Origin of the sequence: Streptosporangium sp. NPDC048047, from assembly GCF_040653115.1 — a bacterium.
GTDB lineage: Bacteria > Actinomycetota > Actinomycetes > Streptosporangiales > Streptosporangiaceae > Streptosporangium.
This window is the reverse complement of the sequence record NZ_JBEZNH010000068.1, coordinates 1-26,863: the sequence shown is the minus strand read 5'-3', so window position 1 is coordinate 26,863 and position 26,863 is coordinate 1. Positions and strand designations below refer to the sequence as shown.

The following is a 26,863-nucleotide window of genomic DNA, read 5'->3' as shown; positions in this document are numbered from 1 at the left end:
CCGGGAACCGTCTGACGCCCGGGAACCGTCTGACGCCCGGGAACCGTCTGACGCCCGGGAACCGTCTGACGCCCGCGAACCGCCCCCGGCGACGGACCACGACCGGGACCGCGGCCGCCGCGGCACTCACGGCGTTCAGGCTCGTTCCCGGTTTCCTCCGGACGGTCAGGACGTGATCCCGGGGACGGCCCTGACCTCCTCCAGCAGTTCCTCCTGCAGTCCGGCCCGCCCGGCGACGAAGTCACATACGCTCCCGTCCAGTGGAACGCGGTCGAACGGCGCCCCGTCGAAGCCGCTGACCACCGCCCCGGCCTCCTGAGCGATCAGCAGGCCGCCCGGCAGGTCGACGACCCCGGTCCGGTGACCGACGATGCCGTCGATGTCCCCCCGGGCCAGCATCACCCAGGCGAGCAGCGGGGCCCACAGCCGCAGTACCCGGCGGGCGCGCAGATCGAGCGCCGCCTTCAGCGCCGTGGCCACGGGGTCGCCGCGGCGCACGCCGTACCCCTGGATCCAGGCCAGCACCGGACCGGAACGACCGGGCCGGTAAGGCGGAGCCGTCAGCGGGCCCGCCGGGCCGACCGCGCCCCGGCTACGCACGGCCGACCAGGTACGGCCGGTCACCGGCTCGTGCACGACTCCCAGCTCGGGACGCCCGCCGCGGCACAGAGCCAGGCCCACCGCGTACAGAGGCAGGCCGATCGCCACGTTGTTGGTGCCGTCGAGCGGGTCGATGACCCACGTCCACTCCGACCCGGCCTCACCCAGCGCGCCCGCCTCCTCTGAGATCACCGCGTGCCCGGGGAACGCCGAAAGGACCCGGTCGACCAGCAGCCTCTCCGACACCAGGTCCAGGTCGGTGACCACATCGCCGTCGTCTCCCTTTGGATTGACCACGAGGGCCGCCCGGGTGCCCTCGGTGATCAGCCGGCCGGCCGCCCCCGCGGCGTCGACGGCGACCCGGCGGGCGTGCTCCAGATCCGGCGGCGCGACGACGCGGTCCTCGCCCCGCCCCGCGGCCCCGCCCGGTTCACCGCTCCGCGCGGCCGATGCCTCTGTCGTCATGGCAGGACCGTATCCCGCCGCCCTCCGGGCACGGAACGGTGCGGAACCCCTGGCTCCGGCCGGACATCGACCCCCGCTCCGGCCTGACCGGCGCCCAACCGCCTACGACCCTCGCCGAGAGCGGACGCATCCGGGACGGTCGGCGTGAGGCCGGTGCCCGGCCGGTCTCGCGACCCTCACCGGGCAGTTCCTCACCCGGTCGAGGGCGGGGACGGTTCGGCGTCGGTCCAGCCGGACTCCAGCACCACGGTGGCCCGGTCACCCTTCCGCGGCACTCCGGTGTCTTCGGCGGTCAGCACCTTGGAGGTGCCGGGATCGATGATCAATTTGTTCCGGGAGGGCAGGCCCTCCTGGATCGGGAAGGTCACGGCGACCCCCGGCCGCCCCTGCGGGTCGGTGGCCCGGCCTTCGATCCGCACCGCGGGCAGTGTCGCCAGCGCCTGGTAGGCGGCGCCGCGCACCTGCGGGGAGACGGGCAGGCGATACAGGAGTTCGGCCAGGACGGAGGGCAGGCCGTCCTCCACCGAACCGGCGAAGTCCTGATCACTGCGGATCGCGTCGGCGGCTCGCTTCTTCAGCGCCTCGGGATCTGCGGGAAGCGCCTCGATCTCCTTCAGCGTCAGGGGCAGGGCACTCCAGTAGAGCTTCCGCCGTCCCTTGAGCGGGGTGAGCGTGCCCTCGCCGGGCGAGGTGGAGTAGACGCCGCCATCCGGTCCCATCTCCCATTCGGCCGGCGAGCCGTCCCTGCGCCACGCCTCCGTGTCGAGAGGGGTGGCGGCCAGCTGCCTGCGGCCCATCCATCTGCGGCCGTCCTTGGCCACCCAATCCTCCGAGAGGTAGGTGGTTTTGAGCCGGTAGGCGTCGCCGCTTTCGCCGTACGGCCCCGCCGACCCCACGTACAGCTCCCGAAGGCGCCAGTAGGCCCCTTCCGGGGCGGCTTGGGCCTTGGCGGCGGCGGCCAGCAGGATCGACGTTCCCTGCAGGGCGGTGACACCGGTGACCGCAGGAGAGGGCGAGGAGGCGGGGACGGCCTGGCCGAGGAGGACCACCGCGGCGGCCGCGGCCACCGCGAGCCCGAGGGCACCGGCCTGCCACCGCGGGCGCCACCGAGTCGTCCGGCGCCGGTCCGCCTGGGTCGCCATGATCAGCTCACGCAGTTCGCGCGCACCGGGCCCCTGAGCCGGTGCGTGCGGTGCCGGGTCGATGGCCCTGACCAGGTTGTCGATGTCGCTCATGCTTCCTCCATCGCGATCGTCAGAGAGGCCTGCCGCGCCAGCGCGGCCGCGAGCCGCTTGCGCGCCCGATGCAGCCGGCTCCGGGCGGCGACGGCCGTACATCCCATGACCTTGGCGATCCGCTCGCTGGTCAGGTCCTCCCAGCAGGCCAGCGCCAGGACCTCGCGGTCACGCTCGGGCAACCCGTGGAAGGCGGCGCGGACGTGCTCCAGATCGGCCGGTTCGGCCGGCCGGCCGGCGGCCAGTTCCGTACGCAGCCGCTCGGCGAGCACGGCCCTGCGGAGATCACCGCGCTGCCGGTTCGCCAGCACGCGGCGGGCCACCCCGTACAGCCACAGCAGCGCCTCCTCACCGTCGGGAACGTCATCGATACGCCGCCAGGCGGTGAGGAACGTCTCGGAGATGACGTCGGCCGTGTCGTCGGGGGAGCGGGTACGACGGGCGGCGTACTGATGTATCGCCGGGTAGTACGCGTCATAGACCGCCTCGAAGCGATCTCGGTGTGTCACAGGATCTCCTTGCCGAAAGGTGCCGGACACCTGGTGAATGTCCGGCACCTTTTGGAATGTGGCAGATCACTGTGAGCGGTTCGCGCCACGGGCCCCGCCATCGAAAAGCCCTGCCGGAGCCGATGACCTGGTGGGGCGCGGAATCCCGGACACGCGGGCCGCGCGATCGGAACGGCCTGCCTCGCGCCCCTCCCGGAGTCCCGGGCCGTGGCCGGTGTGGACGGTCAGAACCAGCCGCGCCTGCGGGCCATCGCCTCCAGCCCCTCGCGCAGCGACTGCTCCACCTGGCCCGGATGGTCGCCGTGGCGGACCGTGAACCGGTCGTAGGTGTCGCCGCCGGACGACAGGAACCCGCCGCGCCTGTCGGCCTCCAGGATGACGTCCATCGAGTGCGGCCCGGTGATGAACGTCAGCTCCAGCTCGCTGAAGTGCCGGCCGTACTCGTGGCCCGCGTGGTACTCGATCTCCTGGAAGAACGGCATCCGCGAGCCGCGCAGCGTGCCGCGCTCCAGGTCGGCCTTCTTGAAGTGGAAGCCCATCCGGCTCAGCGCGCCGAGCACGTTGTCCTGGGCGGGCAGCGGGTTGACGAACAGCGGGTCGAGGTCGCCCTTGTCGAGCGCTCCGGCCAGGGCCAGCTCGGTGGCCACGCCGAGCCGCATGCCGCGCAGCGGGTGACCGCCGACGGCGCTGATCGGGGTCTCCCACGGGACGGCGATCTCGAACGACGCCGAGTGGGACGCGCCCGCCGCGAGCTGGAACGGCCCGGCCACCTGCTCACGCAGGAAGCTGTAGGTCGCGTGATGCTCGTTGTCGCCGCTCTCGACCTCGACGACCGCGGTGAAGTCGATGAAGATGCCCTCGACCTGGTGGTCGGAGCCGCCGCCGCGGAAGTCGACCCGCCCGCGCAGGATCTCACCGGGACGGACGTGGGAGTTCTGCAGGATCGTGTCGACTTCGACGCCCGCGCCGAACGCGGCCATCAGCTTGCGGAAAACCATGGGGACTCCCCGGTTGGTGTCTGATCTGAGATGGAAAGCGCCCGTTCGGGCGCGTGGTCGGGATGGGGCGAGGGGACAGGCCTGGCCGGACCAGGGATCGGACGTCCCGGCGGCGCCCGGCCCGGCCGGGGCGGGCGCCGGCCGGGACGGGACCGCCGGGACTGGCTCAGCCGGCCTGGCCGGACGGCCAGGCCTGGCCGTTCGCGCCGGTTCCGTTCCCGTTTCCGTTCGCGCCGCCGCCGTCGCCGATGCCGCCGAGCCGCGGCAGAAGCTGGGCCAGGAGCATCGTGGACAGCGCCGACGACTCGCCGGACGTGCCGTCGGTGCGGACCACCAAGGGACGCGGGGCGCTCTCGGCGAGCCTGGCCCCCACGTCGAGGCGGCGACGGGCCAGCTCGTACTGGAGCACGGCCCGGTTGTCGCGATAGGAGTCGGCCAGCCTGCGCAGCCCCCGGGCCTCGTTCTCGGCGGAGGTGAGCTCGGCCCGCCCCTTGGCCTCGATCTCCCAGCGCACCCGCTGCGCCTCGGTCTCGTGCTCCTCCAGCATGCGGGCGACGTCCTTGCGGGCGGTGTTGGCGGCGGCCCGCACCTCCACGATCCGCGCGTCCCGCGTCTTCTTGGCGCGCTCGATCTCCATCAGCAGCGTGTCGATCCGCCGCTTGCGGGTGAGCTCCCACTCCCGCTCGAACGCCGACAGCTCCTTGGCGACCTTCTCGCGGGTGGCCAGGTGCTGCTGGTAGGCGTCGGGCAGCTGCACGTCGGGGATGTTGGCGCCGGTGATCCGCACGCCGTACCGGCCGAGCTGGCGGGTCAGCAGCTCCTGCATGTCACCGACGTCGGACCCCCGCAGGTCGTAGGCGCGCTCGGTGTGCACCCTGCGGCTGCGCTGACGGATGGCGTCCTGTACGGCGCTGCTCAGCACCAGGTCGAAGTTGCTCGCCCCGATCGTCCGGACGAAGGCCACCGGGTCGACGATGCGGAACTTCAGGAAGAACTCGATCGACTTCAGCGGCACGTTCTCCGCGGTCGGGCAGGCCACGATCGGCGCCGAGTAGGGGATCTCGGTGGAGGTGTCCACCACCGCGTCCACCCGGTCCCACGGCAGCCACAGGTAGTGGCGGCCCGGGGGCAGGGTGCCGGTGACCGCGCCCCAGCGGCTGCGCACGCCGGTGGTGCCCTCCTCGATCTCGATGATCGCCCGCCGCCACACCCACACCAGCGTGACCAGCAGCAGGACCACCGCGCCCACCGCGGCCAGGAAGGAGATCACCCCGTCGGCGAGCACCGCCGTGCCGGCGAGGTAGAAGGCGGCGAACAGCAACGTCAGCCAGGCGAAACCGCGGCGGTCCTTGGGGATGACCACCGGGACCAGCCGGCCGGACTCGCCGCCGCGCAGCAGCTGGCGGATCTCCGACCAGGACGCCAGGGATTCCTTGATCTTGGAGAACTCGGCGCTCATCGCACGTCCTCGCCTTCCCGGGCCGCCGGCCCGTCCTGCGCCCCGGCCGTCCGGAGCGCCCGCCCCGGCGGTTCCGCCTGCTCAGGCCGCGCCGTCTGCGCCGTCTGCGCCGTCTGCACCGGCTGCGGTGTCTGTGGTGTCCCGCCGGTCGGCCCCGCCGTACCGATTCCGCCGGTCGTTCCGCCCGCACCGGCGCCGCCGGCCTCCGGGGCCGGGTTCAGCAGCGCGGCGATCTCCGAGCCGCGCTCCTCGACCCGCCTGCCGATCTCGGTGACGCGCGACCTGATGGCCGCCATGTCCTCCTCGGAGAACAGCTGCGTCTCACGGCTGCCGACGAGCTGCCTGGCCAGGGCCAGCAGGTCGATGTCGGGCCGCTCGCCCACCTGCACCATCCGGGGCAGGTGCGCCGCCACGGACTCCAGCTTGTCGAGCAGGTCCTGCTGGAACCGGTAGTCCAGGATCTCCGGCGCCTGGGCCGCGCTCAGCGCCCGGATGTCCAGCGCCTGCGCCTCCAGCAGCGCCGCGTTGGCCTTGGCGGTGGACTCCGCCTCCACCAGCCGCTGGCCCGCCTGCGCCTTGGCCTGGTAGGAGGCGCGCTCCAGCGCGGTGTCCATCCGGGCCTGGTAGCCGGCGATCTCGGCCTGGATCGCCGACAGCTGCTCCTGCAGCCCGGCGAGCTCCCTGACGATGTCGCCCTCGTTCTGCTCCTTGCGCAGCTGCAGCTCGTACTCGTAGGTGTAGGCCTCCTTGGCCACCCTGATCATCTCGGGGGCGGCGAGGTCCATCCGGTACTCCTGGCTCGTCGGCTCGGCGTGCGTGATGTTCACGTCGGTGAGCCGTACGGCGGGCAGGAACTGCTGGTTGAGGGTGTCCAGCATGCCCAGGGTGCTCTCGCCGACCAGGTCGTAGATCTCCTCGGCGCGCTGGGAGTAGATGAGGGAGCGGGTGACCTCGCTGATGGCGTTCTGCAGCTTGGCCTGGAAGCCGCTGACCGAGCCGAGGACGAAGATGAACTCGGCCGGGTCCTCGATGCGGAACTGCAGGAACAGGTCGACGCTCGCCTTGACGCCCTGCTGCGTCGGGGCCTCGCTGATCGGCGCGTTGAAGGGGTACTCGCGGGTGGTGTTGACGATGTAGCTGACCCGCTTCCACGGGTTGAACAGCGTCACCCGGCCCGGCTCGGCGATCTGCACGAGCTTGCCGAACTTGGTGATCAGCGCCTTGGCGCCCTCGGGGACCATGACCACGCTGCGCCGCCACCACAGGAACGCGGCGGCCAGCACCAGGACCAGCCAGTAGTGCGGGCCGAACAGCACCCGCGCGCCGTCCGGCAGCCCGGTGGCCACCAGCCCGGCCAGGCCGAGGACGGCCAGGACCACCAGCGGAATGACCACCCGCGCCGTCGTCCCCTTGGGGATCACCACCGGCGAGATCACGTGGGCCGGCCGGCCGTCCGGCCCCGCCGCGGCGAAGCTCCGGCCGAGGATCTCACCGGCCTCGGTCAGTGAGGCGCTGCGGGCCTCGATGACCGTCCCCGTGGAGATGTCCTGGTCGCGGGCCGCGGCGAAGTCGGACGGGTCGAGCGCGAAGCCCTGCTCGCCGGACCCCTGGCCGGTGAACCGGCCCGCGAGCCGGCCCACGGCCTGGCCGGCCATCTGGCGTGGGTCGCCTCCCTGTCCTATCGCCTGGGCGGCCGCCGTGGCGGTCCGCATGACCTGTTGTGACCGGGACATCTGACCTCCGGGAGGTAGTCGTACTAGATAGTCCGATATATCAGTCTTCGCGAGTTTTTGTCCGGCGCATTGAGACGGGGAGCCGGATGGCGAGGCCGTACCCGGCAGTGAAGTCCACCGGGCTTGACGTCGGCTTGCCGCCGGATTGAACCGGATCGAAGCCGCCCGGCCCACCCCGGAAGTCACCCGCCGATCCCGCGCCCCCGCCCCTCGCCCCCGCCCGTCCGGACGTTTTCTTTACACCTTCTTTACGCCCAACGTGCCCGGCGGGCCGAAGGTGCCCGTACGGCCGGACGGATTGCGCTCGTTCCGCCCGCGCGCCGGGATCCCCCCGTGCCGTGGAGAAGAACGCCGGGGAGCGAGGCCGGCCGTACGGCCGGACGGAAATGTCGGTGGGCCCGCCTACAGTGGGTGGAGTGAGGCCGGTAACTGATTTGCAGCGCAAGGTGGCGCCCTTCCAGGTGGTCACCGAGATGACCCCGTCGGGCGACCAGCCCGCAGCCATCGCCGACCTGGAGCGGCGCGTGCGGGCGGGCGACAAGGACAGCGTCCTGCTGGGCGCCACCGGCACCGGCAAGACCGCCACGATCGCCTGGCTGATCGAGCGGCTGCAGCGGCCGACCCTGGTCATCCAGCCCAACAAGACGCTCGCCGCGCAGTTCGCCAACGAACTGCGCGAGATGATGCCGAACAACGCGGTCGAATACTTCGTCTCGTACTACGACTACTACCAGCCCGAGGCGTACGTCCCGCAGAGCGACACCTACATCGAGAAGGACTCCTCGATCAACGACGAGGTCGAGCGGCTGCGCCACTCCGCGACCAACTCGCTGCTGACCCGCCGTGACACGATCGTGGTGGCGTCGGTGTCGTGCATCTACGGCCTGGGCACCCCGCAGGAGTACGTCGACCGCATGGTCCGTCTCCGGACGGGCCAGGAGATCGAGCGCGACCGCCTGCTGCGCCGCCTGGTCGACATGCAGTACACCCGCAACGACCTGGCCTTCACCCGGGGCACCTTCCGGGTCCGCGGCGACACCATCGAGATCATCCCCAAGTACGAAGAGCTCGCCGTGCGCATCGAGATGTTCGGCGACGAGATCGAGAAGCTCTCCACGATGCACCCGCTGACCGGCGAGGTGATCACCGACGACGACGAGGTCTACATCTTCCCCGCCTCCCACTACGTCGCGGGCCCCGAGCGGATGGAGAAGGCCGTCAACGGCATCGAGGCCGAGCTGGCCGAGACGCTGGAGAGGATGGAGCGCCAGGGCAAACTCCTGGAGGCCCAGCGGCTGCGCATGCGCACCACCTACGACCTGGAGATGCTGCGCCAGATCGGCACCTGCTCCGGCGTGGAGAACTACTCGCGCCACATGGACGGCCGCGCCCCCGGCAGCGCCCCCAACACCCTGCTCGACTACTTCCCCGAGGACTTCCTCCTCGTGCTGGACGAGTCGCACCAGACCGTCCCGCAGATCGGCGCGATGTACGAGGGCGACGCCTCCCGCAAGCGCACGCTCGTCGAGCACGGCTTCCGGCTGCCGTCCGCGATGGACAACCGCCCGCTGAAGTGGGAGGAGTTCCTGGAGCGGATCGGCCAGACCGTCTACCTCTCGGCCACCCCCGGCTCCTACGAGCTGGGCCGCTCCGGCGGCGACGTGGTCGAGCAGGTCATCCGGCCGACCGGCCTGGTCGACCCCGAGGTGATCGTCAAGCCCACGACGTCGCAGATCGACGACCTCGTCCACGAGATCAGGATCCGCGCCGAGAAGGACGAGCGGACCCTCGTCACCACGCTGACCAAGAAGATGGCCGAGGACCTCACCGACTACCTCCTGGAGCTCGGCATCCGGGTCCGCTACCTCCACAGCGAGGTCGACACCCTGCGCCGCATCGAGCTGCTCCGCGAGCTGCGCTCCGGCGAGTTCGACGTGCTGGTCGGCATCAACCTCCTGCGCGAGGGCCTCGACCTGCCCGAGGTGTCACTGGTGGCCATCCTCGACGCCGACAAGGAGGGGTTCCTGCGCTCGGAGACCTCCCTGATCCAGACGATCGGCCGCGCCGCCCGGAACGTCTCCGGCCAGGTGCACATGTACGCCGACCGGATCACCCCCTCCATGGAGCGGGCGATCGAGGAGACCAACCGCCGCCGGGCCAAGCAGGTCGCCTACAACGAGGCCCGCGGCATCGACCCGCAGCCGCTCCGCAAGAAGATCGCCGACATCCTCGACTCGCTCAACCGCGAGGACGCCGACACCGAGCAGCTTCTCGGCGGCAACGGCCGCCAGCAGTCGCGCGGCAAGGCACCGGTCCCCGGCTTCGCGTCCAAGGCCGCCGGCCAGCACGCCAAGGCCATCGCCGGGGAGATGCCCCGGGCCCAGCTGGAGGAACTGGTCGCCTCGCTCACCGAGCAGATGCACCAGGCCGCGGCCGACCTGCAGTTCGAGGTCGCCGCCCGGCTCCGCGACGAGATCAAGGAGCTCAAGCGCGAGGTCCGCGACATGCGCGAGGCCGGCGTCTCCTGACCGCCGCCGGGGAGACCCGGCGGCCCGGCGACGGTCAGGAGACCGGCGATCGGCCGCCCCGTGACCTGGGGCGGCCGGCGGGCGCCTCCGTGTACGACGCCGATGACGGCAGGCATCCGCGCGTGCGATGCCGATGACGACGATCCCGTGGCCGCGGCGCGACCCTTGATGCCAGAATGCCCGGCATGGGCCGAAAAGCGGTGCGCTCAGCTCTGGCGGGCCTGGCCATGGCGGCTCTGTCCGCTCTATCCGCTCTGTCCGCCGGATGCTCGGCCGCCCCCGGACCCGGCGCGACGGTTCCCTCCCCGGGGCCGCAGGCCGAGCCCCGTCCCGGCGCGGCGTGGACCCCTCCCGGCGCGGTGACGACCTCCCCCGGTCCAGTGGAGACCTCTCCCGGGAACCGCTGCCACCTCCATCCGGGCTCCACGCTGCCCCCTACCCCGCCGCCGCTCCCCTCCGGGGGTGGGATGCGCCTCGTGCACTACAACGCCTACCCCTACGGCGACGACTACCGCGCTGTGACGGCGCTGCCCGACGGCACGGTGTACGCCGTCGGGGAGCGCGAGTTCCCCGCGACGGGCGACCCCTGCGGGCCGCGCCGCACGCTGACGTACGCGATGCGATGGGACGGCCGGCGCTGGCACGGGCTGCCCGAACTCGACCGGGTGGTGGAGGCGCACCGGATCGCGGCCTCCCGCGACGGCACCCTGTGGGTGTTCGGTCTCTGCAACGCCATCAAGGCGAACGGCGGCTCCGATAGCTGCGCAGCCCGCTGGGACGGCACGTCATGGACGGTGTCCGTGCTGAACGCGGGGGGCGCGGGGGCCGCCACGACCGGCCGTGACGAGGTCTGGGCGGCGACCTCCGACAGGATCCGCCACTGGGACGGCGAGCGCTGGCTCTCGCAGAGGTCGCCCTTCCGCGTGAAAGCCCTGCAGGCGACCGCGTCCGGCCAGGTGTGGATCGCGGGAGACGAGGGCGGGCACGTCGCCCTCGCCCGCCGCAGCGGCCGCCGCTGGACTTCGGTCCCGCGCCCGCCGATCCCCCGCCTGTACGGGGACCGGCAGCGGGAGACCGTGGTGGCCGCCCTCGCGGTGGGCGACGGGGGAGAGGTGTGGGTGCTCGGCTCCATGTACCGGATCTGCGGAGCGGAGGAGATGATGTGCATCCGGCCCGTGCTCATGAGATGGAGCGGCGGCCGGTGGCTGGTCAGGGTCGTGCCCGAACGGCTCTCCATCGGCCGTGACATCGTCGCCGACGGCGCGGGCGGCCTGTGGGTGACCGTCCCCCACGGCGTGGGCCGCCTCACCGGCGGGAGATGGCGGACGTACGAGGCCGACCGCGGCCCGCTCGGCGGACGCTCGGTGGCGGCGCTCGCCCGCCGCCCCGGATCGGCCTCGGTCTGGGCGGTCGGCCGGGACCACACCGAGTCCGAGGAGATGCCGTTCACCAACGGCATGATCTGGCGTCTGGACTAGGTTCTGTTCGGTGGATGTCCGCGGTAGGCGGGATGACCCGCGAAACGGAACCTAGCCGGGACCGGTCGTCGCGGAGGGCTCCGCCGCGGAGGCTCCCGCAGACCTTCGCCTCCCATCGGGCCGTGGGTGACTGGACCATCCCCGCGGGCCGCACCCTGACGAGTTCGACGTGGTGGCCGGTGCCGGCCTCCCGCGCGGGCGAGGTCCGCGGCACGCGCGAGGCCGATGTCTCCTAAGATCGTCTCTTGAGATGACCGACACGGCAGATCGCGAACCCTCCTGGAGCGACCCGGCCCGGTGGAAGGTCCGTTCCCGGACACCCGGGACGGCGGAGCCACGCCGGTGCCCCGCATGCGGCTGCCGGGAGTACGGCGGAGCCCCCGGCTGCGCCCGGTGCGCCGCACTGGTCGACCGGATCGTCGATGACGCCTGGCAGGACTTCCTCCGGGACCACTTCGGCGCGGCCGAGCCGGCCCGGGAGGACGAGCTGCTGATCGCCGAGATGGTGACCGGCGAGCCCGACCGGCACGACTGGCGGGTGGTGGACGCCGCCCTGGACCGGCTGACCTGCGGTGAATGCGGGTCGGCGCTGGGCCGGGGCCCGCTCGGCTGCCCGCCCTGCGCCCTGGCCGACGGGTTCCGCTACTCGGCGATCGAGACCGACCGCCCGGGCGTGCCACCGGGCAACGAGCACGCGGTACGGGTCGCCGTCGCCGTGGTTCGCGCCGGTCACCGCCACTCCGACCGGGCGCTGCTGGGCTGGCGCGTGGCCCTGCCCGAGGTGCTCGACGGCTTCCTGCCCACCACGGCCCAGGCCCAGGCCATACGGGCGCGCATCAACCACGGCGCGACCTACGCCGAACTGATCGACTTCGGGGAGCCGCCCGACGGGGGCGGAACGCGGGCCGGCTCCTAAGGAGCCATGCCTCCCATGTACGTGCTCAGGTCGAGGTCGATGTCCACGTCGAAGCCGGCGTACGTCCGCAGCCGTCCCCGGTGGATGCCGGTCGGCACGTACGCCCTGACGGCGGGCTCCAGCTCGAAGGTGTAGACGACGGCGCCCTCGTCCTCCTGCTCGACGCGCCAGAAGTATCTGATCCCGGCGTCGGAGTACTTGATCGGCTTGGTGGTGCGATCCCGCTCCATGGACTCGGCGGACACCACCTCGACGACGAGGTGGACGTCCTCCGGTTTGAAAGTGGTCGTGCTCAGGTTCCGCAGGGCCGCCCTGTCGACGACGAGGACGTCGGGCTCCGGGCGCTGGCGCAGGCCCAGGGTGACCGTCATCTCACGGGCGACCACCAGCTCGGCCGGTGGGCGTATTCCTCGCTCCGAATCGATCAGAAGATTGATCATGAACATGTGGAACGCGGTTTGCGGTGACATCATGACGAGTGACCCATCGATCAGCTCGACGTGCCTGGGCGCGTCGGGGGGAAGACGGTCGAGCATGTCGGCCGTCCACCCGCCGGGCGGACCCGGATAGAACCACTCGGGAAATGCCGTGGTCATATGCCGACCTCCTTGAACTGCCCCGCCTTTTCGCGGTGCGTGTTCATGATGACACGCTCCGCACCCGTCAGCGGGGCTCTTCCCGCTGGGGGCGGCTGAGCATCGTACGGCGGTAGAGCTCGTCGATCTGGTCCAGCGGGTCGGGGGCGCGGCGGCGGGCCTCGATCTCCAGGTCGGTGCGACTGTGGAGGTCGGCGATGACCCCGGCCGAGTGCGTCATCTGGTCGTTGAGCAGATCGGCGCGGATGCGGGAGCAGGCCCCGGTCAGCTTGGCGTGGTGGTCGCGCAGCAGGCCGAACGAGTGGGGGTCGGAATGGGACGGCATGCGGGCGTGCCGGGCGTAGAGGCCGAGCTGGGCGTCGACCTGGTCGGCCTGCACGGCGATCTCCGCCATCAGGTGGGGCAGGTCGCCCAGGCCCCAGCCGTCGCGCAGCGCCTGCTCGACGGCCTGGCGGGTCAGGGAGACCTCCCGGCGCAGGTCGATGCGCATCCGCTCGGCCTCGGCGGCCTCGCCGGTGCCCATCGACGCCACGTGGGTGGCGACCCGGTCGCCGACCTTGCGGGCCTCCTTGGTGGCCTTCTTGCCGACCTTGACCAGGAGGTAGATGCCGGCCGCCGAGGCGAGAAGGACGAACAGCAGGATCACCAGTGCGATGGTGATGAAAGTGCCGATGGGAGCCACCTCCTGGCGGGGGCGAGACGGGTTCTTCGAGCATATCCCCGGGAATGCGGCCGGGGCGGAGCCGTGGGGCCGCCATCCGGTGCCGGATCGTCCGGGCGGGGACGGGGCCAAGGCAAGGGTGTCAGGCGAGACTTCGGCGCAGGGCGCGGCGGCGCCGTACCCTGCGGACCGCCCACCAGCCGAACAGGGCGAGGACCGCCACGCCGACGACCACCAGCACCGGCATGAAGACGGCGACCAGGCTCATGCCGAGCGCGCCGGCGTCCTCCAGGGTGCTGACCACGGGGGCGCCCACCCCGGCGGTCGAGACGTTGACGACCGGCCTGGCGGTGGACTTCATCAGGTGTACGGCCAGCGCGATCGCGATGCCCAGCACCCAGCTCAGCCAGGGGTTGTGGCTCATCCAGGTCGAGCCGTCGAGCCGGGCCGCCGCCTCGGTGGCGCTGAACACCACGCCGCCGGAGGCCGGGCGGACGACCGTCTGGATCATGTCGTTGACGCTGTCGACCGCCGGGACCTTGTCGAGCACGATCTCGGCGAGCAGCAGCACGCCGATGATCGCGAGCACCCAGCCGTTGGACAGCCAGGCGAACTCGCTCGGCAGCCGTACCTCGTCGGTGAGGTTGGCGAGGACGCCGACGACCAGCAGCGGGATGTAGGCGTTGAGCCCGGCCGCCGTGGAAAGCCCCAGACCGGTTAGTGCCGCGAGCATCGTGTCTCCTCCGTGTGTCGCCCTTCCCTCAACGAACGATCACGGGGCAAAGATCCCGCCCCGGCGGACCGCGGCGGCGGAGGAGGCCCCGGGAGGTACGGGGGTCACGGTGTCCCCGAGGTCACCGCGCCGTCGGACAGCACGGTGAGTCCGGGAGTCGTGAGGGCTCCGGGGGAGCCGTCGGCGGCAAGGTGGGGCGGGAGCCAGCCGTGGCCGGGGACGTGGCGGCGGACCACCCTGGCCGGGACGCCGGCGATCACGCTGTGGTCGGGGAACTCGCCGCGGACCACGGCCCCGGCGGCGACCACGCACTGCCGGCCGATCCGGGTGCCCGGCAGGATGATCGCGCCGGTGCCCAGCCAGGAGCCGGAGCCGATGACCACGGGGTTGTTGCGGGGCCACTGGCGGCCGATCGGCGTCTCGGGGTCGTCGTAGACGTGGTTCTGGTCGGTGATGTAGACGTAGGGGCCGGTGAAGACGTGGTCGCCGATGTCGATCGACTGGTGCCCGACGATGTGACCGCCCCGGCCGATGGAGCAGTGCCGGCCGATCCGCACGATGCCGTCGGGGCCGAGGTCCGCTCCCGGGGCCATGCCGGCGGAGAGGGAGACCCGCTCGCCGACGAGGGTCTCCTCGCCGATCTCGATCCACTGCTCGCCGAAGACCGCGCCGGGGGGGAAGGCCAGGCGGGCGCCCTCGCCCAGGCGGCGGAACCGGTAGCCGCCGGGGCTGGCCGGGGTGACCTCGCCGGCGGCGCGGAGGACGGACCAGCCGCGGTGGACGAGAGCGCTGAGGGTGCGCCTCAACACCCCATGTACTGACATAAGGGCATAAGTTACCGGTCAGGGGTTTACCTGGGGAATGCGGGGCAGGGGCAGGTGACGGGGCGGTTCGCGACGGTCGTTTGATATTCTGAGAGCCCGTGGACAGTAGGCCCCTATCAGGGGGTGCCTGCAGCTCTATCGCGACCACGGGAGACTTCTTGCGCAGCGCCGCACAAACCAAGCATCTGTTCGTCACCGGCGGCGTCGCCTCCAGTCTCGGTAAGGGACTGACGGCGTCGAGCCTCGGACGCCTCCTCAAGCTGCGTGGCCTGCGAGTCACCATGCAGAAGCTGGACCCCTATCTCAACGTCGACCCCGGGACGATGAACCCGTTCCAGCACGGTGAGGTGTTCGTCACCGACGACGGAGCCGAGACCGACCTCGACGTCGGCCACTACGAGCGCTTCCTCGACACCGAGCTGCACGGCTCAGCGAACGTGACCACCGGCCAGGTGTACTCCAACGTGATCGCCAAGGAGCGCCGCGGCGAGTACCTCGGAGACACCGTCCAGGTCATCCCGCACATCACCAACGAGATCAAGGACCGCATCCGGTCCATGGCAGGCCCCGACGTCGACGTGGTCATCACCGAGGTCGGCGGGACCGTCGGCGACATCGAGTCGCTGCCCTTCCTGGAGGCCGTCCGCCAGGTCCGCCACGAGGTCGGCCGCGACAACGTGTTCTTCCTCCACGTCTCGCTGCTGCCGTACATCGGGCCGAGCGGCGAGCTGAAGACCAAGCCGACCCAGCACTCCGTGGCCGCGCTGCGCAGCATCGGCATCCAGCCCGACGCCATCGTCCTGCGCTCGGACCGGCCGGTCGCCGCCCCGATCAAGCGCAAGATCAGCCTGATGTGCGACGTCGACGAGGACGCCGTCGTCTCGGCCGTGGACGCCGCGAGCATCTACGACATCCCCAAGGTCCTGCACTCCGAGGGCCTGGACGCCTACGTCGTCCGCCGCCTCGGCCTGCCCTTCCGCGACGTCGGCTGGAAGGAGTGGGAGCAGCTCCTGCGCCGGGTGCACCACCCGGCCAGGGAGGTCACGATCGCGCTCGTCGGCAAGTACATCGACCTGCCCGACGCCTACCTGTCGGTCACCGAGGCGATGCGCGCCGGCGGCTTCGCCAACGACGCCCGCGTCAACATCCGCTGGGTCAAGAGCGACGACTGCGAGACCCCCGAGGGCGCCGCCCGCGAGCTCGACGGCGTGGACGGCGTGCTCATCCCCGGCGGCTTCGGCGTGCGGGGCATCGAGGGCAAGCTCGGCGCGATCCGGCACGCCCGGGAGAACAAGGTCCCGCTGCTCGGCATCTGCCTGGGCATGCAGTGCATGGTCATCGAGGCCGCCCGCAACCTCGCGGGCATCGAGGACGCCGGCAGCACCGAGTTCGACCCCGAGACGCCGCACCCGGTGATCTCCACCATGGCCGACCAGAAGGACGTCGTCGCCGGCGACCGCGACATGGGCGGCACCATGCGGCTGGGCCTCTACCCCGCCAAGCTCACCGAGGGCTCGCTCGCCCGCCAGCTGTACGGCAAGGCCAGGGTCGAAGAGCGTCACCGTCACCGCTACGAGGTCAACAACTCCTACCGCGCCGACCTGGAGAAGATCGGCATGGTCTTCTCCGGCCTGTCGCCCGACGGGCGCCTGGTGGAGTACGCCGAGCTGCCCGCCGACGTCCACCCGTTCTTCATCGGCACCCAGGCGCACCCGGAGTTCCGCTCCCGGCCGACCCGCTCGCACCCGCTGTTCTCGGGTCTCGTCTCCGCCGCCCTGGCCTACGCCGAGGCCCGGAGCGACGCGGCGAAGACCGGGCGGGGCAAGTGAGCGCGCCCGAGCCGCGGGCGGGCCGTGCCGGCGGGTCCGGCGCCCCCAACGCCTCTGGGCCGGACGGGCCGGACGGGCCGGTGGCGGACCGGGCGGACGCCTCCGCCGGTCCCGGGGTCCCCGAGGTCGTCGACGCCCCGGCGGAGTGGAAGGTCGTCTCCTCGGCCGAGCACTTCTCCGGGCGGGTCATCACCGCGCTGACCGAACGGGTCGTCATGCCGGACGGGGACGGCGAGGACGAGGTCGTCGCGCGTGACTACGTCCGCCACCCCGGGTCGGTGGCCGTGGTGGCGCTCGACGACGAGGACCGGGTCCTGATGATCCGCCAGTACCGCCACCCGGCCCGGCGGCTGCTGTGGGAGCTGCCCGCCGGGCTGCGCGACGTCGACGGCGAGCCGCTGCACGCCGGGGCGGCGCGGGAGCTGGCCGAGGAGGCGGGCTATCGCGCGCGGACCTGGCACACGCTCGTCGACGCCTTCACCTCGCCGGGGATGACGGACGAGCGGACCCGGATCTTCCTCGCCAGGGACCTCAGCCCCATCCCCGACGGGGAGCTGGACTTCGTCCGGCGGCACGAGGAGGCCGACATGCCGGTGGTGTGGATTCCCCTGTCCGAAGCGGTTCGGCGTGCCCTGGCGGGAATGATCCACAATTCCCAGGCCGTGGCCGGTATTCTCGCCGCATACGCCGCTTCGGCGGACGCTTTCGCCTCTCTGCGGCCCGCCGACGCACCGGAGGCATGACGGGAGGACACCCTGAGCGAGACGGAGGCCGTCCTCGAGAGCTACCTCGCCCACCTCGCGGTGGAGCGGGGGCTGGCCGCCAACACACTGGCCTCCTATCGCCGTGACCTCCTGCGGTACACCGCGCATCTGAGGGACCGCGGCCGCGTCGCCCTCGGCGAGGTCGTCGAGGGCGACGTCACGGCCTTCCTGACCGCGCTCGGGGACGGCGACGAGGACCACCAGGCCCTCGTCGCCAGCTCCGTGGCGCGCGCCGCCTCCGCCGTACGCGGACTGCACCGCTTCGCGCTGCGCGAGGGCCTGTCCAGGCGGGACCCCGCGCACGCGGTGCGCCCGCCACGCCGCCTGCGGCGGCTGCCCAAGGCGATCAGCGTGGCGGAGGTGGAGCGCCTCATCGCCGCCGCCGGGCCCGAGGACGCGCCGCTCACCATCCGCAACCGGGCGCTGCTGGAGCTGCTGTACGGCACCGGCGCCCGCATCTCCGAGGCCGTCGGGCTCGCCGTGGACGACGTCGACCTGGACGCCGGGATCCAGCGGGTACGGCTGCGCGGCAAGGACGGGCGGGTCCGCGCGGTGCCGCTGGGCCGCTTCGCCAGGGAGGCGCTCGGCGCCTATCTCACCCGCGGGCGCCCTCGAATCGCCGCCCGGGGAAGGGGCGGCCAGGGGCTGTTCCTCAACGCCAGGGGCGGCAGGCTGACCAGGCAGGGAGCCTGGGAGGTGCTCCAGGCCGCCGCCGAGCGCGGGGGACTGGCCGGAATCTCCCCCCATATCTTGCGACATTCGTTCGCAACACACCTCCTGGACGGGGGTGTGGACGTTAGGGTGGTTCAGGAGCTGCTCGGCCACGCCTCGGTGACGACCACGCAGGTCTACACCCTGGTCACGGTCGACAAGCTCCGGGAGGCGTACGCCGCCGCGCGCCCCCGCGCGCGGCATTGAGCTTGCTTGTGTTCGGGCGTGCCGCCTTGCCGCATACGTGTTGACGCCATAGTGTCCGTCCGGACGGTCCGGTTCGAGGCCGTCAGGGAGGTTCAACTGGTGACTGTGACCACCGACGGTTCTGCTCGGGGAACGACCCCGGGAAACCCCGAGAATCCCTGGGGCGACACCAAGACCGCGGGGAGCCCTCACCCGGGGGGAGTCCTCGGCCCCACCGGGCGGCCCCGCCCGGTCTTCCCCGATCCGCCCCCGCGCACGGTGCACGGACCGGCGCGCGTCGTGGCCATGGTGAACCAGAAGGGCGGGGTCGGCAAGACCACCACCACCATCAACCTGGGCGCGGCGCTGGCCGAGGCCGGGCTGAGGGTGCTGCTGGTCGACTTCGACCCGCAGGGCGCCCTCTCGGTCGGCCTGGGCATCAACCCCCACCAGCTCGACCTGACGGTCTACAACCTCCTGATGGACCCGCAGATCACCGCCAGGGAAGTCCTGATGGAGACCGGCGTCGAGGGCATGGACCTCCTGCCGAGCAACATCGACCTGTCCGCGGCCGAGGTCCAGCTCGTCACCGAGGTCGCCCGCGAACAGGTGCTCGGCCGGGTGATCAAGCCGCTGCTGCCCGAGTACGACGTCTGCCTGATCGACTGCCAGCCCTCGCTGGGCCTGCTCACGATCAACGCGCTGGCCTGCGCGCACGGCGTCATGGTCCCGCTGGAGTGCGAGTTCTTCGCGCTGCGCGGCGTCGCGCTGCTCATGGACACCATCGTGAAGGTCCAGCAGCGCATCAACGAGGACCTGGTCATCGAGGGCCTGCTCGCCACCATGTACGACGCGCGCACCCTGCACGGCCGCGAGGTGCTGGCCCGGGTGGTCGAGGCGTTCGACGAGAAGGTCTTCCACACCGTGATCAACCGTACGGTCCGCTTCCCGGACGCCACGGTGGCCGGTGAGCCCATCACCAGCTTCGACTCCTCCTCACTGGGCGCCAGCGCCTACCGCGAGCTGGCCCGCGAGGTCCTGGCCAGGTGGAGCGCCGAGGAGCACGCCCAGGAACGCTGACCCGCCGCGGGAGAGGCGTCCGGGGGACGGGCGCGGTGGAGCGCCGGGGGCGACCCGGCGTGACGAGCGTGGACGGGCCCGGTGGCGCGCCGGGGGCGATGGGCGCGGCCGGGGTACGGGACAGCCGGGGTACGGGACAATGGCGGGATGACCGAGCAGCCGCTGCTGGCCGGGCAGGCAGAGCCGGCCGCCGACACCTTCCGGGTCCGCCTGGAGGTCTTCGAGGGTCCCTTCGACCTGCTGCTCAGCCTGATCGCCAAGCACAAGCTGGACATCACCGAGGTCTCCCTCAGCCAGGTCACCGACGAGTTCATCTCCTACATCCGCGCCAGGGGACCGGAGTGGGACCTCGACCAGACGAGCCACTTCCTGCTCGTCGCGGCGACCCTGCTCGACCTGAAGGCGGCCCGGCTGCTGCCGTCCGGCGAGGTGGACGACGAGGAGGACCTCGCCCTGCTGGAGGCCCGCGACCTGCTGTTCGCCCGCCTCCTGCAGTACCGGGCCTACAAGGAGGTCGCGAAGGTCTTCTCCGGCCGGATGGCCGAGGAGGCGCTGCGCTTCCCCCGGGTCGTCCCCATGGAGGCGCGGTTCGCGGGCCTGCTGCCCGAACTGGTGCTGGGCATCGGTCCCGAGCGCCTCGCGGAGATCGCGCGGCGGGCCTTCACCCCCAAGGCGCCGCCCTCGGTGTCGGTCTCCCACATCTACCAGCCGCTCGCCAATGTCCGCGAGCAGGCGGTTATCCTTGTCGAGCGGCTGAGACGGATCCGCCGGGCGACGTTCCGGGCGCTCACCTCCGACTGCGCCGGCACCTTCGAGGTCGTCGCGCGTTTCCTGGCCGTCCTGGAGCTCTACCGGGAGGGGGCCGTCTCCTTCGAGCAGGTCGAGCCCCTGGGAGAGCTGCACGTGACCTGGACGGGCAGCGACGACGGCGATGTCGCCGTGGCGGACGACTACGACGAGAGCGGCGGGAAAGAGCCTTCATGACCGACGTGGCGCCCGAGGCCGGCCTGCGAGCCGGGCTTGAGGCCATCCTGCTCGTGGTGGACGAACCGGTCGCCGAGGTCACCCTGGCCCAGGTGCTCGAACGCCCCGTCCCGGAGATCGCCGCCGCTTTGCGCGCGCTGTCGGCGGAATACACCGCCGCCGGACGGGGTTTCGATCTGAGAGAGGTCGCGGGCGGCTGGCGGTTCTACACGCGGGCCGAGTGCGCGTCCCTCGTGGAGCGGTTCGTCCGCGACGGCCAGCAGGCGCGGCTCACCCAGGCCGCGCTGGAGACCCTGGCCGTCGTCGCCTACCGCCAGCCGGTCAGCCGGGCCAGGGTGGCGGCGATCCGGGGCGTCAACAGCGACGGCGTGATGCGCACGCTGGTGGCGAGGGGGCTGGTCGAGGAGGCCGGCACCGACTCCGATAGCCAGGCACTTCTTTACCGAACGACCTCGTACTTTCTCGAACGGATGGGCCTGCGGGACCTCGAGGAGCTTCCCGAGCTGGCACCGTTCCTTCCCGACGACGTGGAAAACCTAGAGGAGCAGAAGCAGTGAACGACAGGCGTAGCACCCCGTCCGGTGATGGACGCGGTCGAGGCCGCGGCGGAGCCCCGCGCGGCGGCGGCCCCCGTGGAGGCGGCGGCACCCGGGGAGGATCCGGGGCCGGCGGGTTCCGCGGCGGATCCCGGGGCGGCTTCCGCTCCGACGCGCCGCGCCGCGACGACCGCTCCGGCGGCCCGCGCCGCGACGACCGGTCCGACGCGCCCCGGCGTGACGACCGCGAGGGCTTCCGGGCCGAGCGCGGCGGTTCGCGTGGCGGGTACGGCTCCGGCCGCGACGACCGCTTCGGTGGTCCCCGCCGCGACGACGCCCCCCGGGGCGGTTCCGGCCGTGGCGAGCGCTTCGGCGGTCCGCGCCGTGACGATCGTTCGGGCGGTCCGCGCCGTGACGATCGTTCCGGCGGCTTCCGCCGCGATGACCGTGGCGGATCCCGTTCCGACACGCCCCGATTCCGGTCCGACGCGCCGCGCCGTGATGACCGTTTCGGTGGTCCGCGCCGTGACGATCGTTCGGGCGCTCCGCGCCGTGATGACCGTTCCGGCGCTCCGCGCCGTGATGACCGTTTCGGTGGTCCCCGGCGTGACGACCGTGAGGGCTTCCGCGCCGAGCGCGGCGGTTCGCGTGGCGGGTACGGCTCCGGCCGCGACGACCGCTTCGGCGGTCCGCGCCGTGACGACCGTTCCGCCGGTCCGCGTCGTGATGACCGCTTCGGCGGTTCCGGCAGCGGCGAGCGCTTCGGCGGTCCGCGCCGTGATGACCGTTCCGCCGGTCCGCGCCGTGATGACCGTTTCGGTGGTCCCCGGCGTGACGACCGCGAGGGCTTCCGGGCCGAGCGCGGCGGTTCGCGCGACCGTTTCGGCGGTCCGCGCCGTGACGACGCCCCCCGGGGCGGTTCCGGCCGTGACGACCGCTTCGGCGGTTCCGGTCGTGAGGAGCGCGTCGACGCCCCCCGCCGTGACGACCGTTCCGGCGGTCCCCGCCGCGACGACGCCCCCCGGGGCGGCTCCCGCGGCCGATTCGGCAGGACCGGCCGCCGGGACGAGATCCAGACGATCGGCGGCGCGCGGTCCGGCTCGTACGGCGAGCGCCGGAGCCCGGCCGCCCGCGCCTCCGGGGCCCCTGCCGCGCGCAGGCCCGGCGGGACCGCGAACGACCGGTTCAAGACCGCCCGCCAGCCGCGCCGCGACCCCGACTTCTACGACGCCGACTACACCGACGAGCGCGACACCACCGAGATCCCCGGCGGCGTCCGGCTGCAGAAGGTCCTCGCCCAGGCGGGCGTGGCCAGCCGCCGGGCCTGCGAGGAGATGATCGGCGAGGGCCGCGTGACGGTCGACGGTCAGGTCGTCCGCCGCTTCGGTGCCCGCGTCGACCCGGCCAGGCAGGTCATCCACGTGGACGGCAAGCGCCTGCCGACCATGCCCGACCTGGTCTACCTCGCGATCAACAAGCCCATCGGCGTCGTCAGCACCATGGCCGACCCCGAGGGCCGTCCCTCGCTGGCCGACTACGTCGCCGACCGCACCGAGCGGCTCTTCCACGTCGGCCGTCTCGACACCGAGACCGAGGGCCTGATCCTGCTCACCAACGACGGCGAGCTGGCCAACCGGCTCACCCACCCCAGCTACGGCGTGCAGAAGAAGTACTGGGCGAAGGTTCCGGGCAAGATCGAGCGCGACCTCGGCCGCCGCCTGCAGAAGGGCATCGAGCTGGAGGACGGCATCGCCAAGGCCGACTCCTTCGGCGTGGTCCAGGAGCACGGCCAGCAGGCGCTGGTGGAGATCGTCCTGCACGAGGGCCGCAAGCACGTCGTGCGCCGCATGCTGGAGGAGGTCGGCCACCCGGTCATCGACCTCGCCCGCATCGAGTTCGGCCCGGTCAAGCTCGGCCGCCTCAAGCCGGGCACGCTCCGCGCGCTGACCCTCAAGGAAGTCGGCGAGCTCTACGCCGCCGTCGGCCTGTAATCTCGGATACACACGCGTTCGGGGCACACCGGACCCGTCCCGCTTCGGGCGGGTCCGGCGTGCACATGAAGGGGGAGCGGCGATGGTGCGGGCGATCCGCGGGGCGATCCAGGTCGACGGAAACGACCGGGAGTCCGTCCTGTCCGGTGTCACCGAGCTGGTCACCGAGGTGATGGGGCGCAACAGGCTCACCACCGACGACGTGATCAGCGTCATCTTCACCGCCACCCCCGATCTGACCGCGGAGTTCCCCGCCCTGGCCGCCCGCAAGCTCGGCTTCCACGACGTGCCGCTCATCTGCGCGTCCGAGATCGACGTCCCGGGCGCGCTGCCCCGCGTCGTCCGGCTGATGGCCCACGTGGAGACCGACCGGCCGCGCCAGGAGATCCAGCACGTCTACCTGCGCGGCGCGGTCGCCCTGCGGGTGGACATCGCCCAGTGAGCCCGGCGGCGGTCTGACCGGTGATCCCGGCGGTGATCCGGGCGGCGGTCCCGCCGCGGTCACCGCGGAGGATCCCTCCGGCCCCGCCACGAGCTCCAGCACCCTAAGGACAGACGTGAGCGGCCTCGAAAACGTCCTCGTCGTCGGCACCGGCCTGATCGGCACGTCGGTGGCCCTCGCCCTGCGCGGGCAGGACGTCACCGTCCACCTCGCCGACCGCGACCCGGCCTCCGTACGGCTGGCCCGCGAGCTGGGCGCCGGCGTCGAGTGGGCCGGTGGGACCGTGGACATGGCGGTCATCGCGGTCCCGCCGCAGGCGGTGGCGGGCCAGCTCGCGGAGCTGCAGCGGGCCGGGGCGGCCCGTTTCTACACCGACGTCGCCAGCGTCAAGGCGCTCCCGCTCCGTCAGGCCGCCGAGATCGGCTGCGACCTGGCCACCTACGTCGCCGGGCACCCGCTCGCGGGCCGGGAGCGCTCCGGTCCCGCGGCGGCCCGCGCGGACCTGTTCCTGGGCCGCCCCTGGGCGCTGTGCCCCACGGAGAAGACCTCGCCCGACGCGGTGGAGGCCCTGCGCCTGCTGATCAAGCTCTGCGGCGGTGAGGCCGTACAGGTCGAGGCGGCCGAGCACGACCGGGCCGTCGCGGTCGTCTCGCACGCCCCGCACGTGACCGCCTCCGCGGTGGCCGCCCGGCTCGCCGAGGCGCCGGCCACCGCGCTCGGCCTCGCCGGGCAGGGCGTCCGCGACGTCACGCGCATCGCGGCCGGGGACCCGAACCTGTGGACGGGCATCCTGTCGGGCAACGCGCTGCCGGTGGCCGACGTGCTGGAGGCGGTGGCGGCCGATCTCGCCGCCGCCGCGGCCTCGCTGCGCGCCTCGGCCGGCCCGGACGCCGAGGGCGCTCCGGGTGCCGGGGACGCCCCGGCCGACCCGGAGGCCATGGGCAGGGTCACCGAGCTGCTGCGCCGCGGTGTCGCGGGCACCGGCCTCATCCCCGGCAAGCACGGCGGCCCGGCGCGCGACTACGCGACCGTCCAGGTCATCATCGGCGACCGGCCGGGCGAGCTGGCCCGGCTGTTCCAGGTGGCCAGGGACGCGGGCGTCAACATCGAGGACGTCCGGCTGGAGCACGCCCCTGGTCTGCCGCTGGGCGCGGCGGATCTGCTCGTGCAGCCGGAGGCGGTGTCGGCGCTGTCGGAGGCGCTGCGCGCCCACGGCTGGCACCTGCCCTGACCGGAGCGGGACGGCGGCCCTGAAGCGCGCCGTGGCACCCGCTCCGGCGCGGCGGAGACCGTGACGGGGGCCGTGACGGGGCGGTGGGCCCGGTCTCCGATGCGAGGTTGCGGTCCCGCTGCCGGTAGCCTCGTACGGACAACTGAAGCGGGCTGTAAGGGAGAGGCGCCGTGGCCGGACTGGTCATCGCCATGGACGGTCCTTCGGGGTCGGGCAAGTCGAGTGCGTCGCGCGGGGTCGCGCGGGCGCTGGGGCTGCGTTATCTCGACACCGGGGCGATGTACCGGGCGATCACGTGGTGGATGCTGCAGCGGGAGGTCGATCTCGCCGACCCCGCGGCGATCGCGGCCAGGGCCTCGGAGCCGGTCCTCTCGATGGGCACCGACCCCGACGCGCCCACGGTCGCCGTCGACGGCGCCGACGCCGCCGGGCCCATCCGGACGGCCGAGGTCACCGCGGCGGTCTCCGCCGTCAGCGCGGTTCCCGAGGTGCGACGGCGCCTGGTGACCGAGCAGCGTGAGATCATCGGGGCGGGCGACATCGTCGTCGAGGGCCGTGACATCGGCACGGTCGTGGCACCCGAGGCCCCGGTCAAGATCTACCTGACCGCGAGCGCGGACGCCCGCGCGCTCCGCCGTACGGCGGAGCTCGCCGGTACCACGGTGGAGGCGCAGAAGGCCGCGATGGCCCGGCGCGACACCCTGGACTCGACCCGGAAGACCGACCCGCTGGCGAAGGCGGCCGACGCCGTCGAACTCGACACCACGGCGCTGAACCTCGAAGAGGTCATCGCCGTGGTGCTGCGTCTGATTAAGGAAAAAGTGTGAGTGAAGACAGCGGCTGGATCGACGCTGAGCCGACCGATCCGGGTACCGACGCCGGCTTCCCGGAGGCGGGCCCCGACCTGGGCCCCCAGCCGGTCGTGGCCGTGGTGGGCCGTCCCAACGTGGGCAAGTCCACCCTGGTCAACAGGATCATCGGCCGCCGTGAGGCGGTCGTGGAGGACGTGCCGGGTGTGACCCGCGACCGGGTCACCTACGACGCGGCCTGGCGCGGGCGCAGGTTCACGGTGGTCGACACCGGCGGGTGGGACCCCGACGCGACCGGCATGGCGCTGCGGATCGCCGAGCAGGCGCAGATCGCGGCCGACCTGGCCGACGTGATCCTGTTCGTGGTGGACGCGACCGTGGGCGTGACCGACGCCGACGAGATCGTCGGCCACGTGCTGCGCGGTTCCGGCAAGCCGGTCATCCTCGCCGCCAACAAGGTCGACAACCAGCAGATGGAGCTGGAGGCCGCCGCGCTGTGGTCCCTCGGCCTGGGCGAGCCGCAGCCGGTCTCCGCCCTGCACGGCCGCTCCAGCGGCGACCTGCTCGACGTGATCCTCGACGCGCTGCCGGAGACGCCGAAGCAGAGCTTCGAGGCCGAGCGCGGGCCGCGTCGGGTGGCCCTGGTGGGCAAGCCCAACGTCGGCAAGTCCTCGCTGCTGAACAAGCTCGCGGGGGAGGAGCGTGTCCTCGTCGACCCGATGGCCGGCACCACCCGCGACCCGGTGGACGAGCTGATCCAGCTCGGCGGCCGGACGTGGCGCTTCGTGGACACCGCGGGCATCCGCCGCCGCGACCGCGAGCTGAAGGGCGCCGACTTCTACGCGAGCATGCGCACCCGGGCCGCGCTGGAGCGGTCGGAGGTCGCGGTCGTGCTCATCGACGCCGGTGAGGTGCTGACCGAGCAGGACCTGCGGATCATCTCCCTGGTCATCGAGTCCGGCCGGGCCATGGTGGTGGCGTTCAACAAGTGGGACATCGTCGACGAGGACCGCCGCTACTACCTGGAGAAGGAGATCGACCGCCAGCTCGTCCGCGTCCCGTGGGCGCTGCGGGTCAACATCTCCGCCCTGACGGGCTGGCATGTCGACCGGCTCGTCCCGGCGCTGGAGAAGGCGCTGGACTCCTGGTCCACCCGCGTTCCCACGGCGCGGCTCAACGCCTTCCTCACCGAGCTGGTCGCGGCGACGCCGCCGCCGGTCCGGGGCGGCAAGCAGCCGAAGATCCTCTTCGCCACGCAGGCGTCGACGGAGCCGCCGAAGTTCGTACTGTTCACCTCCGGCTTCCTGGAGGAGACCTACCGTCGCTTCGTCGAGCGGCGGATCCGCGAGGAGTTCGGCTTCGCCGGGTCCCCGATCGAGGTCACCATGAAGATCCGTGAGAAGCGGCAGTCCTCGGGGGCGAAGAGGAAGTAGCCATCGAGGGAGAGAAGCCACGGGCGGCCCGGCGCGCGCGCCGGGGCGCCCGTCGTTGTTCGGGGGGCGACGCCCGGGGCGCCGCCCGGGGCGGCCCGGGCGGCCGTGGTAGTTGTCGCGGTCCCGCCGGCG

Annotated in this window: 24 protein-coding genes; 14 read left to right on the top strand and 10 right to left on the bottom strand. The window is 72.4% G+C overall.

Going from position 1 to position 26,863, the window contains the following annotated elements; translation table 11 throughout:
* Positions 1-165: 165 nt before the first annotated feature.
* The 6 genes from AB0D67_RS34610 to AB0D67_RS34585 all read right to left on the bottom strand — a co-directional run bounded on the left by AB0D67_RS34610 (position 166) and on the right by AB0D67_RS34585 (position 6,999).
* On the bottom strand, positions 166-1,065 hold the full coding sequence (locus tag AB0D67_RS34610) for an inositol monophosphatase (protein ID WP_362945347.1): 900 nt from the start codon (positions 1,063-1,065) through the stop codon (positions 166-168).
* A 191-nt stretch (positions 1,066-1,256) separates the two neighbouring features.
* Positions 1,257-2,300, bottom strand: coding sequence for a CU044_5270 family protein (locus AB0D67_RS34605; protein ID WP_362945345.1), 1,044 nt, complete (start codon positions 2,298-2,300; stop codon positions 1,257-1,259).
* Positions 2,297-2,809: an RNA polymerase sigma factor gene (locus AB0D67_RS34600; RefSeq protein WP_362945343.1), complete on the bottom strand. Its 513-nt coding sequence runs from the start codon at positions 2,807-2,809 to the stop codon at positions 2,297-2,299. The genes AB0D67_RS34605 and AB0D67_RS34600 overlap by 4 nt, the downstream gene beginning before the upstream one ends.
* Positions 2,810-3,033: 224 nt before the next feature.
* The gene (locus tag AB0D67_RS34595) at positions 3,034-3,807 is read right to left on the bottom strand and encodes a sporulation protein (protein WP_362945341.1); all 774 of its coding nucleotides are present in this window, start codon (positions 3,805-3,807) and stop codon (positions 3,034-3,036) included.
* Between the two features lie 166 nt (positions 3,808-3,973).
* Entirely contained in the window at positions 3,974-5,266 is a 1,293-nt protein-coding gene (locus AB0D67_RS34590) for an SPFH domain-containing protein (protein WP_362945339.1), read from the bottom strand.
* On the bottom strand, positions 5,263-6,999 hold the full coding sequence (locus AB0D67_RS34585) for an SPFH domain-containing protein (RefSeq protein WP_362945337.1): 1,737 nt from the start codon (positions 6,997-6,999) through the stop codon (positions 5,263-5,265). Before AB0D67_RS34585 ends, AB0D67_RS34590 begins: the two co-directional genes overlap by 4 nt.
* Before the next feature lie 416 nt (positions 7,000-7,415).
* Here AB0D67_RS34585 and uvrB point away from each other — a divergent pair, with 416 nt between their 5' ends.
* The 3 genes from uvrB (at position 7,416) to AB0D67_RS34570 (ending at position 11,921) form a co-directional block, all read left to right on the top strand.
* Positions 7,416-9,527, top strand: a complete 2,112-nt coding sequence (gene uvrB / locus AB0D67_RS34580; RefSeq protein WP_362945335.1) for an excinuclease ABC subunit UvrB — start codon at positions 7,416-7,418, stop codon at positions 9,525-9,527.
* A 185-nt stretch (positions 9,528-9,712) separates the two neighbouring features.
* Positions 9,713-11,005 (top strand): hypothetical protein, encoded by a 1,293-nt coding sequence (locus tag AB0D67_RS34575; RefSeq protein ID WP_362945333.1) that lies wholly within the window; start codon positions 9,713-9,715, stop codon positions 11,003-11,005.
* A gap of 250 nt (positions 11,006-11,255) precedes the next feature.
* Complete coding sequence (locus tag AB0D67_RS34570; protein ID WP_362945331.1) at positions 11,256-11,921, top strand: hypothetical protein; 666 nt, start codon at positions 11,256-11,258, stop codon at positions 11,919-11,921.
* Here AB0D67_RS34570 and AB0D67_RS34565 read toward each other — a convergent pair.
* From AB0D67_RS34565 to AB0D67_RS34550, 4 genes are all read right to left on the bottom strand, one after another.
* On the bottom strand, positions 11,918-12,517 hold the full coding sequence (locus AB0D67_RS34565) for a Uma2 family endonuclease (RefSeq protein ID WP_362945329.1): 600 nt from the start codon (positions 12,515-12,517) through the stop codon (positions 11,918-11,920). The two genes, AB0D67_RS34570 and AB0D67_RS34565, sit on opposite strands and share 4 nt — an antisense overlap.
* Before the next feature lie 67 nt (positions 12,518-12,584).
* Positions 12,585-13,199 (bottom strand): hypothetical protein, encoded by a 615-nt coding sequence (locus AB0D67_RS34560; protein WP_362945327.1) that lies wholly within the window; start codon positions 13,197-13,199, stop codon positions 12,585-12,587.
* A 121-nt stretch (positions 13,200-13,320) separates the two neighbouring features.
* Entirely contained in the window at positions 13,321-13,911 is a 591-nt protein-coding gene (locus tag AB0D67_RS34555; protein WP_362945325.1) for a DUF4126 domain-containing protein, read from the bottom strand.
* Positions 13,912-14,015: 104 nt separating this feature from the next.
* Positions 14,016-14,735 (bottom strand): acyltransferase, encoded by a 720-nt coding sequence (locus AB0D67_RS34550; protein ID WP_362945323.1) that lies wholly within the window; start codon positions 14,733-14,735, stop codon positions 14,016-14,018.
* 158 nt (positions 14,736-14,893) lie between these two features.
* Between AB0D67_RS34550 and AB0D67_RS34545 the strand changes: the two genes are divergently transcribed.
* The 11 genes from AB0D67_RS34545 to der all read left to right on the top strand — a co-directional run bounded on the left by AB0D67_RS34545 (position 14,894) and on the right by der (position 26,731).
* Complete coding sequence (locus tag AB0D67_RS34545) at positions 14,894-16,564, top strand: CTP synthase (RefSeq protein WP_362945321.1); 1,671 nt, start codon at positions 14,894-14,896, stop codon at positions 16,562-16,564.
* A gap of 80 nt (positions 16,565-16,644) precedes the next feature.
* Positions 16,645-17,307: an NUDIX hydrolase gene (locus tag AB0D67_RS34540; RefSeq protein ID WP_362945319.1), complete on the top strand. Its 663-nt coding sequence runs from the start codon at positions 16,645-16,647 to the stop codon at positions 17,305-17,307.
* A gap of 12 nt (positions 17,308-17,319) precedes the next feature.
* Positions 17,320-18,246, top strand: a complete 927-nt coding sequence (locus AB0D67_RS34535) for a tyrosine recombinase (RefSeq protein ID WP_362945366.1) — start codon at positions 17,320-17,322, stop codon at positions 18,244-18,246.
* Between the two features lie 99 nt (positions 18,247-18,345).
* A complete protein-coding gene (locus AB0D67_RS34530; RefSeq protein WP_362945317.1) occupies positions 18,346-19,305 on the top strand; it encodes a ParA family protein in 960 nt (319 codons plus the stop codon).
* Positions 19,306-19,452: 147 nt separating this feature from the next.
* Positions 19,453-20,289 carry a segregation/condensation protein A gene (locus AB0D67_RS34525; RefSeq protein WP_362945315.1) on the top strand — a complete coding sequence of 279 codons (837 nt, stop codon included), beginning with the start codon at positions 19,453-19,455 and terminating at the stop codon, positions 20,287-20,289.
* Positions 20,286-20,846, top strand: a complete 561-nt coding sequence (gene scpB, locus AB0D67_RS34520; RefSeq protein ID WP_362945313.1) for an SMC-Scp complex subunit ScpB — start codon at positions 20,286-20,288, stop codon at positions 20,844-20,846. Before AB0D67_RS34525 ends, scpB begins: the two co-directional genes overlap by 4 nt.
* Complete coding sequence (locus AB0D67_RS34515; RefSeq protein WP_362945311.1) at positions 20,843-22,816, top strand: pseudouridine synthase; 1,974 nt, start codon at positions 20,843-20,845, stop codon at positions 22,814-22,816. Before scpB ends, AB0D67_RS34515 begins: the two co-directional genes overlap by 4 nt.
* 82 nt (positions 22,817-22,898) lie before the next feature.
* A complete protein-coding gene (aroH, locus tag AB0D67_RS34510) occupies positions 22,899-23,258 on the top strand; it encodes a chorismate mutase (protein ID WP_362945309.1) in 360 nt (119 codons plus the stop codon).
* Positions 23,259-23,373: 115 nt separating this feature from the next.
* Complete coding sequence (locus AB0D67_RS34505) at positions 23,374-24,489, top strand: prephenate dehydrogenase (RefSeq protein ID WP_362945307.1); 1,116 nt, start codon at positions 23,374-23,376, stop codon at positions 24,487-24,489.
* 170 nt (positions 24,490-24,659) lie between these two features.
* Positions 24,660-25,316 carry a (d)CMP kinase gene (gene cmk / locus AB0D67_RS34500; protein ID WP_362945305.1) on the top strand — a complete coding sequence of 219 codons (657 nt, stop codon included), beginning with the start codon at positions 24,660-24,662 and terminating at the stop codon, positions 25,314-25,316.
* A gap of 77 nt (positions 25,317-25,393) precedes the next feature.
* Positions 25,394-26,731 (top strand): ribosome biogenesis GTPase Der, encoded by a 1,338-nt coding sequence (gene der / locus AB0D67_RS34495; RefSeq protein ID WP_362945365.1) that lies wholly within the window; start codon positions 25,394-25,396, stop codon positions 26,729-26,731.
* The last annotated feature ends 132 nt before the right edge of the window (positions 26,732-26,863 follow it).